This is a genomic window from Halorubrum sp. Ea8, from assembly GCF_002252925.1.
Lineage (GTDB): Archaea > Halobacteriota > Halobacteria > Halobacteriales > Haloferacaceae > Halorubrum.
On record NZ_NHPF01000076.1, the window covers coordinates 13,692 to 29,645 of the forward strand.

Genomic DNA, 15,954 nt, shown 5'->3' on the forward strand with positions numbered 1-15,954 from the left:
ATCGTGGCCATCTATTTGAGCCCCACGCGACCACCCTTCCGTATGAACGGCATCGAGGTCGCCGTCCGCCTGACGGCCGGGGCCCTGCTCATTCTGGCGAACGGGTTCTTCGTCGCGATCGAGTTCGCCCTGACCCGCGTCCGCCAGTTCTCGGAGTCGGAGTTCGACGCGCCCGGGCTCCGGCGGGCGTGGGAGATGACGCAGGACCTGGAGATCTACCTCACGAGCTGTCAGGTGGGGATCTCGGCGACGAGCATCGCGGTCGGGATCATCGCGGAGCCGGCGCTCCGCGAGCTCCTCGATCCGCTGTTCGCGAACACGGCGCTCGCGTCGGTCGGCGCCGGCGCGCTCGTCGCCTTCATCATCATCAACCTGCTCCACCTCACGCACGGCGAGCAGACGCCCACCTACCTCGGCGTCGAGCGCACGAAGTTCGTCGCCCGGTACGGCGCGACGCCGCTCTACTGGTTCGCGAAGCTGCTGTACCCGGTCATCGTCATCGGCGACGGGGTCGCCAAGTGGACGCTTCGCCGCTTCGGCGTCGAGATGACGGGGGCGTGGCTCGAGACGGAGACCGACCGGGTCGAGTCGCGAGCGGACCTTCGCAACCGGCTCGGCTCGCTCCTCTCCCGAAGCGACCTCACCGTCGAGCGACGCGAGGAAGTCCTCAACGCCCTCACGATCGGCGAGATAACGGTCGACAAGGTCATGACGCCCCGCGAGGAGGTCGTCTTCCTCTCGACGACGGCGAGCGCGGCGGAGAACATCGACCGGATCGGCGGCAGCCCGCACACGCGGTTCCCGCTGGTCGACGACGACATCGCCGACCCGGACGACTTCCTCGGGATCGTCTACGTCCCGTCCGTCGTCGAGCGGGTCGACGCGCTCCGCGACGGCGCGGCCGCGTTCGAAGACCTGGCCGCCCCGCCGATGACGCTCGGGCCCGAGGTGCACATCAGCGACGCCGTCGACCGGTTTCAGGACGCCAAACAGGAGCTCGCGCTCGTCGTCGACGACGGGCGCGTCCTCGGACTGGTCACGGCGACGGACGCGCTGGAGGCGGTCGTCGGCGAGATCGAAGACCCCCTCGACGTCGCGCTCGACGGCCGGCCGCAGTCGGCGTGAGACTCCGCTCGGCCGGCGACGACGCGACGCCGCGTTCGACCGACCCCCCTCACCGCGCGGTCCAGCCGCCGTCGGCGGCGAGCGTCTCGCCGGTGAGGAAGCTCGCCGCGTCGCTGGCGAGGAAGACGACGGGCCCGGCGACCTCCATCGGGTCTGCGAACCGGTCCATCGGGGTCCGGTCGAGGATCGACTCCCGGAGCCGCTCGTTCTCCCGGAGCGGCTCGGTGAGGTCGGTCGCGACGTAGCCCGGCGCGACCGCGTTCACCCGGACGTCCGGCGCCCAGTCGATCGCCGCGCTCTTCGTGAGCCCGACGAGCCCGTGTTTTGAGGCGACGTACGGGTGTTGCCGCGGCAGGCCGACCTCGCCCGCGACGCTGGCGACGTTGACGACGCACCCCTCGGCCTCTCTCAGGTGCGGGCCGGCCGCCCGGAGCGTCCGGAACGCGCCCCGCAGGTTCACGTCGAGCACGTCGTCGACCGCGGCGGCGTCGACGTCGGCGGGATCGCCGAGCGCGCCGTCGGGGTTGAACCCCGCGTTGTTGACGAGCACGTCCAGCGAGCCGTACGCGTCGACCGTCTCCCCGACGAGCGCGTCGACGTCGGCGTCGTCCGTCACGTCCGCCGCGATCCCGCGCGCCTCGACGCCGAGATCGCGGGCCTCGTCGGCGACCGCCTCGACCTCGCGCTCGGTCCGCGCCGCGGGGACGACCGTCGCCCCCGCGGCGGCCAGCCCGAGCGCGATCGCCCGCCCGATCCCGCGGCCGCCGCCCGTGACGACGGCGACCTTCCCGGAGAGGTCCGGGAGCACGTCGACCGGGGGACCGAACGGTTCCCCCGCCTCCGCGTGGCCGTCGGACATCGCGGCTCAGACCTCCAGCGCGTCCGCCAGTTCGTGGATCGACTCGACCGTGTCGTCGGGCTCCCCGTCGAACGGCTCCCAAGGGGTCCCCTTCCGGTCGAGGCGAACCGCCTGCATCCCCGCGTTGGCGGCGCCCATGACGTCGAACCAGCCCGCGGTGACGTGGACGATCTCGTCGATCGGCGTCCCGGTCCGGGCGGCCCCGTGGCGGTACAACTCCGCGGCCGGCTTGAACGTCTCCACCTCGTCGGCGCTTATGGCGTCCGCCACGAGGTCCTCGATCCCGGCGTGTTCGACCATCGACTCCAGCATCGCCGGGTTCCCGTTCGAGAGCACGTACGGCTCGTACCCCCCGTCGCGCAGGCGCTCGATCCCCGACCGAACGTCGTCGAAAACCTCCAACTCGTGGTACACCGCGAGGATCTCGTCGCGCTCGGCGGCCGGGAGGTCGACGCCGTGCGCCTCTAGGGCGTACGTCAGCGCGTCCCGGTTCATCTCGTAGAACGGCTGGTAAGCGTCGACCGCGTTCGCGACGAACGTGTACGCCAGCGAGCGAGACCGCCACAGCCGCGACACGGGCTCGGGGTCGGCGACGCGCTCGGCCAGCGCGGCCTCGGCGGCCTCCACGTCGACGAGCGTGCTGTACGAGTCGAAGGTCACGGTCCGGACGCGGTCTGGGTCGAACGTCATTCGCGTCGGCCTACGGTCGCTCGCGTCATTACTCCCGGTGGTCGACGCGCTCGGCGTCGTCCCGTCCGTGACCTGGCTCGCGGGGCGGCGACGCGACGGGTACCGCTTCGACTATCGAACGAACCGGTCTTCCGGGACTGAAACGCACTGATTCGAGGGCCTCGATGACCGCTCGAAGACGAACCGGAGGCGGCGGTCGTCAAAGCTCGTCGGGGTTCGACTCCGTCCGCCGGTAACGGTTCACGCGGCGGTAGCCGGCGACCGTTCCGTCGTCGGTGAACTCGATCTCGTACCGGCCGAGGATGTCTTGCGTGTCCGGAACGGACTTCCGTTCGATCGTCTCGACGACCGCGACCCATCCCTCGCCGCTGTTCGTGACCTCGATGATGCCGTCGAGGTCGCGTCCGGTGAGATCCGGGGCCACGTCGATCGCTTTGTTCCGGACCGTCATGAGCCCCGCCGTCTCCGGCGACGCCTCGTCGTCCGCGACGCCGGTCTCCCCCGGCTCGTCGTGCGATCGGTTCTCCGGCTCGTCGCCGCTCGTTTCGTCGGACACCGTCCCTTCGTCTTCAGGCGCATCGCCGACGAGCGAAACGAGTTCCGACGCGGTCGCCGCGCCGACGCCGCCGACGTCGTACAGGTCGCTCCGCTCTGCGCCGTGGAGGTCGGCGACCGTCTCGATTCCCTCGTCCCGGAGCTTCTCGGCCGTCTCCGGTCCGACCCCGTCGATCGACTCGACGTCTGCCGACCCGTCGGTGTCCGGTGTCACGAGCGGAACCCTCGGTCGAGCACGTGTTCAGCGGCCACCACTTCTAGGAGGCGTCGACGCCGGCTCGACGCTTCTCCATCGCCTGCTCGTGTTCCCGGGCGGAGGTCGTTTCGATCTCGAGGTCGCGGATGTCGTCCAAGTCGCCCGTCTGGGTGGCCTGCTCTATCTTCGACATCTCCGAGGCGTACGTCAGGAACGTGTCGATCGACGCGGCGACGACGCGCGCTTCGATCGTCAGGATCTCGATACCGACGACCGAGATCCGCGCCCAGACGTCGATGACGATTCCCTTATCCAGGATGCGGTCGAGAACCTCCGCGAGACTCGATGAGTCGGGTGATGCTGAGGCGGGCATTGCAACTCCGGTCCCCCGCTTTGTTATTTATTATGCGGCTGCTAGCCGATCTCGGTCGAAATAAATCCCGTCTTACTCGCCGCCGTTCGTTTCAATGGAGGTAATAAATATTGATTCGGGGGAGCGAGCCTGTGTTAACATCGCACTCTGATGAACGGAAATCACATCTACACCTACGGCGTCGTCGACGACGAGGAGTTCGAACTGGACGTCACCGGCGTCGACGGCGGGACGCCGATTCGGACGGTCCGGTACCGGACGCTCTCGGCCGTCGTCAGCGACATCGACACGCTCGACCCCGAGCGGTCGGACGAGAACGTCCGCGCGCACGACGAGGTGCTCCGGGAAGTCATGGCGTTCGGCGACGGCCGCACCGCCGTCCCGATGCGGTTCGGGATGGTCTTCAAGAGCGGACGGGCGCTCAAGAACGTCCTCCGGAGCGGCCGCCGGGCCTTCCGGAAGGCGTTGCTCGACGTCGACGGGACCGTCGAGCTCGGCGTCAAGGTCGTCGTCGACGAGGGCGAGGTCGTCGAGGAGGCAGCCCTGCAGAACATCGCCGACCGCCTCGCGGCCGCCGCCGAGCGCGACGTCGAGAACGACCTCTTCAGCGACCGCCTCGCGCTGAATCGGGCGTATCTCGTCGCCTCCGACAACCGCGAGGCGTTCTCGGAGACCGTCCAGGCCGTTCGGGACGATCACGACGGCGTGACCGTCCGGTACAGCGGTCCGTGGGCACCGTACAACTTCGTCGACATCGAGGTCGGGGCGGCGCAGTGAGATGTTTCTCGTCGACGACCTCCTCTTCAGGCCGTTCGTCTCGCTGCTTAACACCCTCCACTCGATGGCGATCGAGGAGCTACACGACGTCGATTCGATCCGCGACGAGCTCAAGGAGAACCGCCTGCTCCACGAGCTCGGCGAGCGCTCCGAGGCGGAGTACCGAGAGCGACGGGCCGAGCTGGAGGAGCGACTGGCGGTGGCCGAGGCCGCACACGAAAACCTCCAGGGGAGGGTCGAGGTGAAACGATGACGGACGGCGACCGCACGACGGACGATGGCGACGGCATCGACGATGTCGTCACCGTCGAGCACACGCCCGACGCCGTCGAGGAGGCGGGCGAACTCGTCCGGGAGGTCGAGGTCCGCCTGCGCGAACTGGCCGGTCTCGACGACGGCCCGGCGGAGCGCGAACGCGCCGCGGAGATCTTCGAGGAGTTCCGCGACGTCGCCGACGAGGCCGAGGACGTGTTGGAGACGATCAACTTCGGAGATCTCCCCGACGCGGTCGACGTGAGTGAACTCCCCGACGCCGTCGATGCGGGGGACGTCCCCGAGGCGGTCGCCGGCGGCGACCCGGAGGACGCCGTGGAACTCCGGAATCTCGGCGAACTCGTCGAACTCACGGACCTCTGGAGCGCGGTCGACGTCCGGGAGTTCTGGCGGAACAAACGCGAGTTCGACGCGGCCGTCGCCGACCTGTTCGCCGACGACGCCGAGGGCGCAAACGCCGAGACGGACGACGGGCTCCTCGACGGCGCCTCGGGCTTCGACGGCGCCGACGAGAGCGATGACGCCGACGCGGCCGACGCCTCGGACGACGGGACGGCGCCGTCGAAGCCCGAACTCGGACTGCTGGAGACCGACGAGTCGAAGCAGGCCGCCATCCAGAAGGCGATCAGCGACTCGGTCGCCGAGTTCCGCGAGAGCATCCTCGACGCCCGCGAGCGGCTCAGCGATGTCGTCGAAACGAACCGAGACCGAACCGAGCCCGTCGGTCGGCCGAACTCGCGGAACCCGACCGCCGTCTCGACGATGGCGACGTCGCGGCCGGATCTCGGGGGCGCGACCCGCTTCTCGACGGTGCCCGAGGAGACGCGCTACTCGACCGCGCCGAATCGCCCCCGCATCTACGGGCAGCGGTTCGAAGGCGCGAGCGAGCGAACGGGGACCGAGGATGACTGACGGAACGGCCCCGACCCGGCAGACGGATAACCTCGCCGACGTCGTGGAGATGCTCCTCGACAAGGGCGTCGTCATCAACGCCGATATCGCCGTCTCCGTCGGGGAGACGGAACTGCTCGGCATCGAGCTCCGAGCGGCGATCGCCTCGTTCGAGACGGCCTCCCAGTACGGACTGGAGTTCCCCGAGGGAACGGACACGGAGCGCGTCGAGGCGGCGTCTCAGCGGCGTGGACTCGGGGCGTCACCCGAACGAGGGGCGTCGACGGACGTCGAGACGGTCGACCTCGAGGAAGGAACGACCGGCGACGGCGATGACCCCGACGGGACGACCGGCGACGGCGATGACCCCGACGGAACGACCGGCGACGGCGACGATCCCGACGGAACGACTGACGACGGCGACGACCCCGACGGGACGACCGGCGACGGACGGCCCGCCGAGCGAACGACCGAGGCCGACGGTACCGACGACCGATGACGACGATAGATATCGACGGCGACGAGGCGACGAACGGGCTGACGGCGCTCGTCGTCACCGTCGTCGAGCTGCTGGTCGAGGCGCTCGAGCGGGAGGCCGTCCGCCGGATGGAGTCGGAGTCGCTCACGGACGAGGAGATCGAGCGGCTCGGCCGTCAGCTCGCGGCGATGGAGGACGAACTGGAGCGACTGAAAGCGGAGGCGGAGATCGGCGACGACGTCGATCGGCTGCGCGGCGACCTCGACTCGCTGGTCTCGGACGCCGTTCGCCGACTGGACCGCGACCGACGCGGCGCGGTGCCGGGGGAGACGAGCCGTGACTGAGACCGCGTTCGACGAGGGGAGATATCTCTACTGCGTCGCTCCCGACGGCGACGAGTCGCTGTCGACGACCGGACTGGACGACGAACCGGTTCGGCTCGTCCGCGAGGCGGGACTGACCGCCGTCGTCCACGACTGCGGTTCGCTCTACGACTCGGACTCCGCGACGCGGATTCGACGCTGGATACTCGCCCACCAGTCCGTCGTCGACGACGCGGGCGAGGCGTTCGGGACGCCGCTGCCGTTCCAGTTCGACACCGTCATCCGTGGCGATGACGACGCGGTCCGCTCGTGGCTCGACGCGGAGTCCGAACGGTTGACCGACCACCTCGACGCGCTCGCCGAGCGGTGGGAGTACCGCGTCGAGGTCGTCTGGGACGAGGACGCCGCCCGCGACGAGCTCGAGGCGACCGACGCGGACCTCCGCGCCCTCGCCGAGCGCCGAAACGAGGCCGACGAGGGCACGCGGTTTCTGCTCACTAAGCGGTACGAGACCCGCCTCGACCGACTGCTCGACGAACAGCGTCGCGCGGAGGCGGCCGATCTCGCCGATCGTCTCGGGGGCGAGGCGACGGAGCTCGTCGACCTCGGCGACCGTTCGAGAGCGGGGTTGGACATCGGCGATGCCGACGAGAACGTCGACGTCCTCGCTCGCTTCGCCGTCCTCGCGACCGACGACGAACGGGAGGCCGTCGGACTACTGCTCGATGACGTCGCGGCCGACCCCGGTATCGAGGTGCGGTTCACCGGTCCGTGGCCGCCGTACACGTTCACGCCCGAACTCGACGGAGGGACGGATGCGTCCGACGAAGTCTGACGACGACGCCCTCGTCGACCTCGTCGACGCCGTTCTCCGGACGGGAGCGGTCGTCGAGGCGGACGTCGTCATCACCGTCGCCGACGTCCCGCTCGTCGGACTCAAACTCCGAGCGGCGCTCGCCGGAATGAAGACGATGACCGAGCACGGCGTCTTCGAGGAGTGGGACGAGGCGCACCGACTCGGGAATCGCGAGGCGGCCGGCGAGCGGATCGAGTAGCGCGCCGCGTCCCCGGGCCTCCCCCGGACCGCCTCGACGACGCCTCTGTCGATCCGGTGCCTGAGACGCCGTCGCGACGGTCCGGAACGTGACGACCCTGAAGGAGGGTTCCGACGCTCACGGATCGCTATATCGCTCTATAGCCCTCCGTATCGGTCCCGAGTAACGATTTTACTGATGCCCCGCGCATACCGTGTCGTGAGCCATCACAGCGATCGACCGGACCACCGGATCGCGTTCGTCTGTGTCCGAAACGCGGGACGGAGCCAGATGGCGGCCGCGTTCGCCCGTCGCGAGCGCGACCGCCGCGAGGCGACCGATCGGATCGAGATAGTCACCGGCGGGACGCGCCCCGCCGATCGCGTCCACGACGTCGTCGTCGAGGCGATGCGCGAACTGGACGTCGAGCTCGGCGACCGGACGCCGCGGGAGGTAACGCCGGACGAGCTGCGGGCGGTTGACCTGGTCGTCACGATGGGCTGTTCGGCGTCGAACGTCTGCCCGGCGGCGTGGAACGGCGAGAACCGCGATTGGGGGCTCGACGACCCGCACGGTCGCCCGCTCGCGGAGGTGCGCGAGATCCGCGACGAGATCGCCGAGCGGGTCGACGCGCTGTTCGACGAACTGCTGTCGGAGACGCCGTCCGCGGGGTGACGCGGATGACTGAGACGCCCGACGGCGAGCCGGCGGATCTCGACGGCGCGTCCGTCGAACGAGCGGCGGCCGTCGTCGACGACGGTGGAGGCGCCGGCGAGACGCGAGAGACGCTCGCGATCGTCGCCCGGGACGGGGTCGTCCGCCGGGCGGCCGTCGACGACGCGGTCGCGAACGCGTCGCTCGTGGTGACGACCGCCGAGACGCGGACGGAGCTCGCGGCCGGGAAGCTGGACGGCGCGCGGGAGGCGGCCGCTCCGGTCGCGGACCTGGCTCCCGTGTCCGGGCGCCTCGACGACTTCGACGCGCGTCTCGCCGACGTCGAGAGCCGCGCGGACGACCTCGGTGACGCCGTTCAGGAGGTGCTCGACATGAAGGGAGACGGCGATCTCTACGAGATCGCGCGACGGGTCAAGCGGGTGACGACCGCCGCGACCGAGGTCCAGCGCGCCGCCGACGACCTCCAGTTCGAGATCGATTCCTTCGAGGGATGGCTCGCCGACTCCGACCGGCGCGTCGAGGAACTCGACGCCGACGTCGACGCGCTCGCGGCGTCGGTGGACGAGCTCGACGCCGCCGTCGAATCGCTCGCCGCCGACGGGGAGGCCGCCGGGAGCGAGCGCGGCGCGGCGGCCAGATGGGCCGCGGCGACGGTTCGACACCGCGTCGCGTCGCTGCTGATCGCGGACGTCCGGGCCGAGCTGGCGGCGCTCCGAACGTGGGCCGAGCGCGAGGGCGACCCCCCGCCGTCGGGGATCGGGCCGCGACTCGACGAGGTCCGCGCCCGTCACGAGACCGCCGGCGAGCGGCTCGCCGCGCGCGCCGAGCCCGAGTGGACCGCGCGGTTCGGCGACCGACTGGCCGCGCTCGACGAGGCGCTCGACTCGATGGAGCCGCCGGTCCCGTGGGCCGAGGTCGAGGCCCTCGTCGAGGAGTATCGCCCCGCGATCGACGGATAAGCGCGTCTCCCGGCAGTCGCGTGGATGCCGGAGAAGCGTCGAGCGTCGACGCCGCGCCCGCCGCCCGCGTCGGGCCGGCCGCTCTGTCCTACGCCGGACGACCGCGCCGTCCGAGCGGTCAGTTCCGCGTGTTCTCGTCGCGGATCGCGGCGGCGGCGGCGGTCTCCGTCACCGACCGAGCGCAGTCGGCCGCCCGTTCTAGACGCGCGAGCGCGTCCGACAGCGCGACCGCCGCGGAGACCGGCCCCGGGACCGCGCCGCCGTACAGCCGCCCGTCGATCGACTCGATGCCCGCCGCGGCGTCGTCGCACCGCTCCCTCGCCCGCCGGGCCGCCGCTCCGTCGCCGTCGAGGACGGCCGTCACCGCGTCGTCGACGGCGAGGGCGACGCCGTCGGCCACGGGGCGCACGTCCGCGGCCGCCTCGTCGGCGAGCGGCTCAGACAGCTTCTCGCCGATCCCCGCTATCCGGACGGCCTGGTCGGCGACTGCCTCGAGACGGCGAGCGGCCGCGTAGTAGGCGAACAGGTCGGGCCGGGAGACACCGAGCGCGTCGAGCTCGGCGTGTGACACCAGTGACCGAGAGAAGTGCCGCGTGACCATCTCCGCGGAGCGGCGCGCCTCGTCGGCGCGGTCGCGGATCCTCGACCGCGCGTCCGCGGCGTCAACGAAGGCCTCGGTCGCGTCGCGGAGGAGCGAGACGACCGCGTATCGGAGCTGTACGACCGACTGACGGACCGAGACGGAGGCGGTGTCCAAGAGGTGTCTGATCGTGATCTCCGAGTCCGACTCGCTGAGCACGTTCGTCCCGACCAACCCGCGAACCGCGGACCGCGCGGCGCTGCGCTCCGCGTCGGAGAACGCCTCCGCCCGACGCAGCGTTATCGTCTCGAAGCCGACCGCGTGAGCCGTCCGAACCGCGCGTCGAACGGCCTCGGGACCGCCGCCGGCGTCGGTGTCGGCGTCGTCGCCGATGTCGATCGTCGCCTCGCCGAGGCGGTCGACGTCGGCGGCCGAGGACCGGACGAGGATCGAGCCGTCACGGTGGGTGTACAGCCGCAGTTCCATCCCCACCTCGAAGCCGTGGCTCTTCGCCCACCCCTTCGGAATCGAGACGGTGAACGTGCCGCCGCCGACCTCCTGCAGCTTTCTGGTCTCCATGGTCAGTAGACTAGTTCGAGGTCACCGTCGTTCATGTACAGCGTGCGCGCGGCGACGTTGACGGCGTGATCGCCGATTCGTTCCAGGTCGCGTATCGTGAGCAGCAGCCGCGACACGTCGTCGAGCAGCCGCTCGATCTCCCAGCGATCGGGATCACTGGCGATCAGCTCGCGAACGACCGCGTCGCTGGCGTTCTGACACGCCGCGTCGAGCGCGTCGTCGCGGTCGGCGATCGCTCGACACGCCTCGGAATCGGCGTCGACGTACGCGTCGACGGCCGCCCGGAGCTGACCGGTGACGGTCTCGCCGATCCCCCCGACCCGGACGTCGGAGACGACGTCCGCGCTCCCGGCGAGGGCGTACCGGGCGAGGTTCGTCGCGAGGTCACCGACCCGCTCCAGATCCGTGAGTATCTTGAACGACGCGACCACGAAGCGGAGGTCCGCGGCGACGGGCTGCTGGAGCGCGATCAGCTCGACGCAGTCGCCCTCGAGGTCGAGGTACTGCCGGTTGACGCGTTCGTCGCCCTCGATCACCTCGCGGGCCAGCCCGCGGTCGCCGCCTTCGAGCGCGTCGAGTGCTCGCCGGAGCTGCCACAGCACGCCGTCCGCCATCGACTCTACGTCGGCCCGCAACTCGTCCAGCGACTCGCGGTACGCTTCGCGGGACACGGCGATCACCCGAACTTCCCGCTAACGTAATCCTCGACGCGCTGGCTCTCGGGATTCTCGAAGATCTTCTCCGTGTCGTCGTACTCGACGAGTTCGCCGCCGGTCAGGAAGACCGCGGTCTGGTCGGAGACGCGGGCCGCCTGCTGCATGCTGTGGGTGACGACGACGACCGTGTAGTCCTGCGCGAGGTCCTCGATGAGGTCCTCGATCTTCGCCGTGGCGATCGGGTCGAGCGCCGACGCCGGCTCGTCCATGAGGATGACTTCCGGGTCCACGGCGAGACACCGGGCGATACAGAGCCGCTGTTGCTGGCCGCCGGACAGTCCGAGCGCGTTGTCGTCCAACCGGTCGTTCACCTCCTCCCACAGCGCGGCCCGCTCGAGCGATCGCTCGACGAGCCGTGCCTCGCGTTCGGGCTCCGCGCGGCCGGTCAACCGCGCGAGGAGGCCCGTCTCGATGTCGCCGTGTTTCCGCGGTCCGTAGGAGACGTTCTCGCGGATCGATTTGGGGAAGGGGTTGGGGCTCTGGAACACCATCCCGACCCGCTTTCGAAGCTCGACGAGGTCGACGCCGTCTTGGTAGACGTCCTCGCCGTCGAGCTCGACCGTCCCGTCGACGCTGGCGGCGCGGATGCGGTCGTTCATCCGGTTGAGACACCGGAGGTACGTCGACTTCCCGCAGCCGGACGGACCGATGAGCGCCGTCACGCTCTCTTCGGGAATGTCCATCGAGACGCCCTTCAGCGCGTGGTCGTCGCCGTAGTGGACGTCGAGGTCCTCGACGGCGACCTTCGTCTCGCCGCTCGCCTCGTAGCTCGTCCACTCCGGCCGCGTCTCCTCGACGGTCTCGCCGGCGGTCGTGGAGGCCCGCCGGCCGTCGGTGCGATTCGCCGTGACCGCTGTGGCGTCCGTGGCGTCTTCGGCGTCTGCGTTCTCTGTCTGACTCATTGGTGGAGTTTCCGTCTGAAGTAGTAGCGCGTCGCGATACCGACCGCGTAGAAGGCCAACACGACGAGCAGCAGCGTCAGCGCCAGTCCCCACGCGTACTCCTGCGGGTTCCGGATGTTCCCGCTCAGTCCCGCGGTGATGAGCGCGTACAGCTGGTACGGCAGCGCGCTCGTCGCCTCCAACAGCGCGGGGTTGCTGACGAACGGCGGCGACGCGCTCAGTCGGAAGCCGCTCAACACGTTCGGAGCGGCCGACTTCGCCGGGAGGACGCCGCCGCCCATGGTCAGCAGGATCGGGGCGGTCTCGCCGGCGATCCGTCCGACACCGAGGATGACGCCGGTCGTGACGCCCGGGATCGCCGCGGGGAGGACGACGCTGCGGATCGTCTGCCACTTAGAGACGCCGAGCGCCGCGCTGGCGTCGCGGTACTCGTCGGGCACCGCGAGTATCGCCTCCCGGCTCGTGATCAGCACCAGCGGCAACAGCATGAACCCGAGCGTCAGCATGCCGGCGATCAGCGACTTCTGATTGCCGAATCTGGGGATCAGGAACGCGGCGCCGAACAGGCCGAACACGATGCTCGGCGTGCTCCAGAGGCCGTTGGTCGCCACCTCGACGGCGCCGGTGAACCGGCCCTGTTCGGCGTACTCGCTGAGGAACACGGCGGCGCCGACGCCGGTCGGCACGGCGAAGAGGACGGCGCCGATGACCAGCCACACCGTCCCCACGAGGGCGGGGAACACCCCCGCGACGTCGGCCAACAGCCCGGCGCCGTTGGTCAGGAACGGCCACCGGACGAGGGTCTCCCCGCCGACGCCGACCCCGTTCAACAGCCCGGGGAGTCCCTTCGCCGTGACGAAGGCGACGAGCCCGACGAGCACCGCCAGTATCGAGCCGACGACGAGGTAGATGAGCACGTACGCGCCGACGTTCCGCCCGCGAGCGCCGAACCCCCCGTACGCCTTCGCGGCGCTCCAGCCGGTCGCCAGCGAGGCGAACAGCACGACGGCGGGAACGACGGTGTCGCCGAACAGCGTCGCGTTGTATCCGGCGAGCGCCCGCTCCCAGCCGGGACCGACGACGCCGGTGAGGAGCGCCAGCCCGCAGAGAACGGCGACCGCCCCCGCCGGCACCGTCGATCCGACGTCTTCGCGCGGGAGCGCGGTCACCGCGAACGCGGCCCCGCCGAGGACCGTCCCGACGCCGAGCCGGCCGACCGTCCCGATCCCGGCCGCTCCGGCCGCCGTCACCCCCGCCGCGAACCAGATCGCGGTGAACGCGACCGCGGCGACGACCCCCGCGCTGGGCTGGGGGGCCGCGTCGACGAACCCCAGCCGCGAGGCGACGCCGAAGCCGCCGACCGCCAGTCCCAACGCGAGCAGCACCGCACCCAACGCCACCGACAGCTCGACGCCGGCGACGGGGTCGCCGATCTCGACGGCGCCTACCAGCGCCGCCAGGCCGACCACGAAGGCGACGCCGGAGAGCCCGACCGCGGCCCCGGCGGCCGCCTCGTACGTCGTGCGGTCGTCCCGGACGAGCGCGGTCTGCGTGGCGCGGCTCATTCGGCGCCCCCCAGGCGGCGACGCATCCGCGCCTCGATGTACTGCGAGCCGAGGCTCAGACACAACACGGTGACGAAGAGGACGACGCCGGCGGCGAACAGCGCGCTCTCGTGAACCCCGTTCGCGCTGCCGTACCCCCGCGCGATGAGAGACGTGAGCGTCTCGTAGCCGTAGAAGACGTTCACGAGCGGGTCGCTGATCCGCGGAATTCCGGCCAGCATCACCGTCGCGGCCATCGTCTCGCCGATCGCCCGCCCGACCCCGAGGAGCACGGCCGCCGAGACGCCGGAGAAGGCCGCGGGCAGCGTGATCGAGGTCATCGACTGCCAGTCGGTCGCCCCGAGCGCGAGCGACCCGTTCTTCATCACGTCCGGCACGCTCGTCAGCGCGTCCTCGGCCACGGAGACGACCGTCGGCAGCGCCATCAGCCCGACGACCATCCCGACGAACAGGTACGTCGAGCCGCCGTTGAGGGCGAACGCGTCGCTCGCCCACGGGTTGATGACGGTGAACCCGATGAAGCCGTACACGATCGAGGGGATCCCCGCCAGTATCTCGATCCCCGGCTTCACGAGCTCGCGGACCCGCGGCGGCGCGATCTCGGCGATGAACAGCGCCGCGGCGACGCCGAGCGGCCCCGCCACCAGCGTCGCGATGGCGGTCACCATCACCGTTCCGTGGATCATCGGCAGCAGCGAGTACCGGACGGGATCCGAGACGGCGTCCCAGCGGGTCTGCGCGAACATCCCGAGTCCCGGAACGGAGACGCCGAAGACGCTCGCCGCCTCGTACCGGAACGCCGGGATCGATTCGGCGAAGATGAACACGACGATGAGCCCGAGCGTGACGAGCGTCACCGTCGTCATCGCGAAGGTGACCGCGCGGGCGACGAGCGCCTGATGGCGTACCCAGCCGTAGCCGGTGGCGATCAGGAACGCTCCGAGCGGGACGGCCGTCCACGGCGACGCCAACAGGAACCCGACGAAGGCGGTCAAGAGCGACCCCATCGAGGCGATGACCACCGCCAGCGCCTCCGGGTCCGCGTCGTCGACGAACTCCCGCGTTCTGGTCAGCCGTCGCTCGATGCCAGCGCGCCAATCGGTTCGGGAGGTAGTGAGTGACATATAATGAGGTCGGACCGCGAGACGGGTGTCCGCGGGACCGAGGAGCCGGGCTCAGGCCTGCTCGGGGAGCTTCTCGCGCTCGGCCTCGATGTCGGACGTGGGCAGCGTGATGTAGTTGACGTCCTCGACGAACGTCTTCTGGCCGAATTCGGTCAGGAACATGTTGAGGAACGCGGCCTCGCGCATGTCCGTGCCCTCGGGCGTCTCCTCCGTGATCCGCGTGTACATGTGCAGGTCCCGGTTCAGCGGGTACTCCGAGTCGAAGATGGTGTTCTCGGCGTCGGGGTCCGGGCGGTAAACGGTGCCCTCGAAGTCGATCGCGATCGCCTGGATCCCCGATCCGGAGAACGCCAGCGCCATGTAGCCGATGGCGTTGTCGTTGTCTTGGAGGACCTGTTGGACCTGTTGGTTCTGGCCGAGACGGGTGTCGACGTCCATCGGGGCGTCGGCGTCACCGAGCATGTTCAGGCGGAACGACGTGTCGGTTCCGGAGCCCTCGGCGCGGCCGACCACGTAGATCTCTTTGTCGGGGCCGCCGACCTCGCTCCAGTTGGTGACGTCGCCCTGGTAGATGCCGCGGATCTGCTCGCCGGTGAGCTGTTCGACGCCGGCGTCGTAGATCGCCTGACTGACGAACACCGGCTGTCCGTCGCGGCCGACGACGTGGTCGACGTAGTTCTCGTCGCGCTGCTCCTCGCTGATGTCGAGCTCGGCCGTGATCGGCCCGGAGGAGTTCCCGATGTCGACGAGGCCGTCCCGGACCGCCTCGCAGCCGGTTCCCGAGTGGCTCAGCGCGACGCGGGTCGCGAACGGCGGGTTCGACCGCTCGCCGGTCGGCTCGAAGCCGTAGAGACCGGCGAAGTAGTCGGCGATGTTCTGATCGGTCTCGATCTGGTCCCACCCGGCGACCGACGACTCGTCGTTGGATCCCCAGTACTCGCCGTCGCTCGCCGGCGAGTTCGAGTTCCAGTAGGAGCTGCCCTTGTTCGAGATGGGGTACACCGTCGACGACCCCTCGGCCGTCACCGTCGCCGGTCCGGACGACCCGGATTCCATCGTGTTGCCGCTGTCATCGCTCTCGCTCCCGCTCCCCCCGTCGCCCCCGTCGCCGCCGTCGCTGCCGTCGTCGCTGTTGCCGCTGCACCCCGCGAGGCCGGCCGCCCCGATAGCGGCCGACGTGAGCAGGTATTTTCGGCGTGATACCGCGTCCCCTTGACGCCCCGAATCACGTGACATCAGGCGAACGCAGGCGTGGATCCGTTAAACAGGTTTATAATAGG

Annotated in this window: 20 protein-coding genes; 10 read left to right on the forward strand and 10 right to left on the reverse strand. The window is 70.2% G+C overall.

What is annotated here, in order from left to right; translation table 11 throughout:
* The first annotated feature begins 42 nt into the window (after positions 1-42).
* Complete coding sequence (locus DJ74_RS07855) at positions 43-1,125, forward strand: CNNM domain-containing protein (protein WP_094526887.1); 1,083 nt, start codon at positions 43-45, stop codon at positions 1,123-1,125.
* A 49-nt stretch (positions 1,126-1,174) separates the two neighbouring features.
* Here the strand turns inward: DJ74_RS07855 and DJ74_RS07860 are convergent, their stop codons facing one another.
* The 4 genes from DJ74_RS07860 to gvpA all read right to left on the reverse strand — a co-directional run bounded on the left by DJ74_RS07860 (position 1,175) and on the right by gvpA (position 3,798).
* The gene (locus tag DJ74_RS07860) at positions 1,175-1,984 is read right to left on the reverse strand and encodes an SDR family NAD(P)-dependent oxidoreductase (RefSeq protein ID WP_094526888.1); all 810 of its coding nucleotides are present in this window, start codon (positions 1,982-1,984) and stop codon (positions 1,175-1,177) included.
* A 6-nt stretch (positions 1,985-1,990) separates the two neighbouring features.
* Entirely contained in the window at positions 1,991-2,674 is a 684-nt protein-coding gene (locus tag DJ74_RS07865; protein ID WP_094526889.1) for a haloacid dehalogenase type II, read from the reverse strand.
* Between the two features lie 199 nt (positions 2,675-2,873).
* Complete coding sequence (gene gvpO / locus DJ74_RS07870) at positions 2,874-3,443, reverse strand: gas vesicle protein GvpO (RefSeq protein WP_094526890.1); 570 nt, start codon at positions 3,441-3,443, stop codon at positions 2,874-2,876.
* A gap of 43 nt (positions 3,444-3,486) precedes the next feature.
* Entirely contained in the window at positions 3,487-3,798 is a 312-nt protein-coding gene (gvpA, locus tag DJ74_RS20005; protein ID WP_094525166.1) for a gas vesicle protein GvpA, read from the reverse strand.
* Between the two features lie 150 nt (positions 3,799-3,948).
* Between gvpA and DJ74_RS07880 the strand changes: the two genes are divergently transcribed.
* The 9 genes from DJ74_RS07880 (at position 3,949) to DJ74_RS07920 (ending at position 9,208) form a co-directional block, all read left to right on the forward strand.
* On the forward strand, positions 3,949-4,575 hold the full coding sequence (locus tag DJ74_RS07880) for a GvpL/GvpF family gas vesicle protein (protein WP_094525167.1): 627 nt from the start codon (positions 3,949-3,951) through the stop codon (positions 4,573-4,575).
* A gap of 1 nt (position 4,576) precedes the next feature.
* Positions 4,577-4,828 carry a gas vesicle protein GvpG gene (gene gvpG / locus DJ74_RS07885; RefSeq protein ID WP_094525168.1) on the forward strand — a complete coding sequence of 84 codons (252 nt, stop codon included), beginning with the start codon at positions 4,577-4,579 and terminating at the stop codon, positions 4,826-4,828.
* Positions 4,825-5,760: a hypothetical protein gene (locus tag DJ74_RS19120; protein ID WP_176451322.1), complete on the forward strand. Its 936-nt coding sequence runs from the start codon at positions 4,825-4,827 to the stop codon at positions 5,758-5,760. The genes gvpG and DJ74_RS19120 overlap by 4 nt, the downstream gene beginning before the upstream one ends.
* Positions 5,753-6,238: a gas vesicle protein gene (gene gvpJ / locus DJ74_RS20010; protein ID WP_394338305.1), complete on the forward strand. Its 486-nt coding sequence runs from the start codon at positions 5,753-5,755 to the stop codon at positions 6,236-6,238. The genes DJ74_RS19120 and gvpJ overlap by 8 nt, the downstream gene beginning before the upstream one ends.
* Positions 6,235-6,561: a gas vesicle protein GvpK gene (gene gvpK / locus DJ74_RS07900; protein ID WP_094525169.1), complete on the forward strand. Its 327-nt coding sequence runs from the start codon at positions 6,235-6,237 to the stop codon at positions 6,559-6,561. Before gvpJ ends, gvpK begins: the two co-directional genes overlap by 4 nt.
* Positions 6,554-7,375 (forward strand): gas vesicle protein GvpL, encoded by an 822-nt coding sequence (gene gvpL, locus DJ74_RS07905; RefSeq protein ID WP_094526891.1) that lies wholly within the window; start codon positions 6,554-6,556, stop codon positions 7,373-7,375. Before gvpK ends, gvpL begins: the two co-directional genes overlap by 8 nt.
* Positions 7,356-7,595 (forward strand): gas vesicle protein GvpM, encoded by a 240-nt coding sequence (gvpM, locus tag DJ74_RS07910; protein ID WP_094526892.1) that lies wholly within the window; start codon positions 7,356-7,358, stop codon positions 7,593-7,595. The genes gvpL and gvpM overlap by 20 nt, the downstream gene beginning before the upstream one ends.
* Before the next feature lie 270 nt (positions 7,596-7,865).
* The gene (locus DJ74_RS07915; RefSeq protein WP_249269148.1) at positions 7,866-8,249 is read left to right on the forward strand and encodes a low molecular weight phosphatase family protein; all 384 of its coding nucleotides are present in this window, start codon (positions 7,866-7,868) and stop codon (positions 8,247-8,249) included.
* A 5-nt stretch (positions 8,250-8,254) separates the two neighbouring features.
* Complete coding sequence (locus DJ74_RS07920) at positions 8,255-9,208, forward strand: halo transducer protein (RefSeq protein WP_094526921.1); 954 nt, start codon at positions 8,255-8,257, stop codon at positions 9,206-9,208.
* A gap of 118 nt (positions 9,209-9,326) precedes the next feature.
* On the opposite strand, the gene DJ74_RS07925 is transcribed toward DJ74_RS07920, so the two are convergent.
* From DJ74_RS07925 to DJ74_RS07950, 6 genes are read right to left on the reverse strand one after another with little or no spacing between them, the layout of a single operon-like run.
* The gene (locus DJ74_RS07925) at positions 9,327-10,367 is read right to left on the reverse strand and encodes an AbrB/MazE/SpoVT family DNA-binding domain-containing protein (RefSeq protein WP_094526894.1); all 1,041 of its coding nucleotides are present in this window, start codon (positions 10,365-10,367) and stop codon (positions 9,327-9,329) included.
* A gap of 2 nt (positions 10,368-10,369) precedes the next feature.
* Positions 10,370-11,038 (reverse strand): phosphate signaling complex protein PhoU, encoded by a 669-nt coding sequence (phoU, locus tag DJ74_RS07930; protein ID WP_094526922.1) that lies wholly within the window; start codon positions 11,036-11,038, stop codon positions 10,370-10,372.
* Between the two features lie 5 nt (positions 11,039-11,043).
* Positions 11,044-11,985: a phosphate ABC transporter ATP-binding protein PstB gene (gene pstB, locus DJ74_RS07935; RefSeq protein WP_094526895.1), complete on the reverse strand. Its 942-nt coding sequence runs from the start codon at positions 11,983-11,985 to the stop codon at positions 11,044-11,046.
* On the reverse strand, positions 11,982-13,550 hold the full coding sequence (gene pstA, locus DJ74_RS07940) for a phosphate ABC transporter permease PstA (protein ID WP_094526896.1): 1,569 nt from the start codon (positions 13,548-13,550) through the stop codon (positions 11,982-11,984). The genes pstB and pstA overlap by 4 nt, the downstream gene beginning before the upstream one ends.
* Positions 13,547-14,674 (reverse strand): phosphate ABC transporter permease subunit PstC, encoded by a 1,128-nt coding sequence (gene pstC / locus DJ74_RS07945; protein WP_094526897.1) that lies wholly within the window; start codon positions 14,672-14,674, stop codon positions 13,547-13,549. The genes pstA and pstC overlap by 4 nt, the downstream gene beginning before the upstream one ends.
* 51 nt (positions 14,675-14,725) lie before the next feature.
* Positions 14,726-15,910 carry a substrate-binding domain-containing protein gene (locus tag DJ74_RS07950; RefSeq protein ID WP_176451323.1) on the reverse strand — a complete coding sequence of 395 codons (1,185 nt, stop codon included), beginning with the start codon at positions 15,908-15,910 and terminating at the stop codon, positions 14,726-14,728.
* Between the last annotated feature and the right edge of the window lie 44 nt (positions 15,911-15,954).

Coding starts and splice junctions, on each gene's coding strand:
- DJ74_RS07855 (WP_094526887.1), top strand. CDS start 43: ATGAACGGCATCGAGGTCGCCGTCCGCCTGACGGCCGGGGCCCTGCTC.
- DJ74_RS07860 (WP_094526888.1), bottom strand. CDS start 1,984: ATGTCCGACGGCCACGCGGAGGCGGGGGAACCGTTCGGTCCCCCGGTC.
- DJ74_RS07865 (WP_094526889.1), bottom strand. CDS start 2,674: ATGACGTTCGACCCAGACCGCGTCCGGACCGTGACCTTCGACTCGTAC.
- gvpA (WP_094525166.1), bottom strand. CDS start 3,798: ATGCCCGCCTCAGCATCACCCGACTCATCGAGTCTCGCGGAGGTTCTC.
- DJ74_RS07880 (WP_094525167.1), top strand. CDS start 3,949: ATGAACGGAAATCACATCTACACCTACGGCGTCGTCGACGACGAGGAG.
- gvpG (WP_094525168.1), top strand. CDS start 4,577: ATGTTTCTCGTCGACGACCTCCTCTTCAGGCCGTTCGTCTCGCTGCTT.
- DJ74_RS19120 (WP_176451322.1), top strand. CDS start 4,825: ATGACGGACGGCGACCGCACGACGGACGATGGCGACGGCATCGACGAT.
- gvpJ (WP_394338305.1), top strand. CDS start 5,753: ATGACTGACGGAACGGCCCCGACCCGGCAGACGGATAACCTCGCCGAC.
- gvpK (WP_094525169.1), top strand. CDS start 6,235: ATGACGACGATAGATATCGACGGCGACGAGGCGACGAACGGGCTGACG.
- gvpM (WP_094526892.1), top strand. CDS start 7,356: ATGCGTCCGACGAAGTCTGACGACGACGCCCTCGTCGACCTCGTCGAC.
- DJ74_RS07915 (WP_249269148.1), top strand. CDS start 7,866: ATGGCGGCCGCGTTCGCCCGTCGCGAGCGCGACCGCCGCGAGGCGACC.
- DJ74_RS07920 (WP_094526921.1), top strand. CDS start 8,255: ATGACTGAGACGCCCGACGGCGAGCCGGCGGATCTCGACGGCGCGTCC.
- DJ74_RS07925 (WP_094526894.1), bottom strand. CDS start 10,367: ATGGAGACCAGAAAGCTGCAGGAGGTCGGCGGCGGCACGTTCACCGTC.
- pstB (WP_094526895.1), bottom strand. CDS start 11,985: ATGAGTCAGACAGAGAACGCAGACGCCGAAGACGCCACGGACGCCACA.
- pstA (WP_094526896.1), bottom strand. CDS start 13,550: ATGAGCCGCGCCACGCAGACCGCGCTCGTCCGGGACGACCGCACGACG.
- pstC (WP_094526897.1), bottom strand. CDS start 14,674: ATGTCACTCACTACCTCCCGAACCGATTGGCGCGCTGGCATCGAGCGA.
- DJ74_RS07950 (WP_176451323.1), bottom strand. CDS start 15,910: ATGTCACGTGATTCGGGGCGTCAAGGGGACGCGGTATCACGCCGAAAA.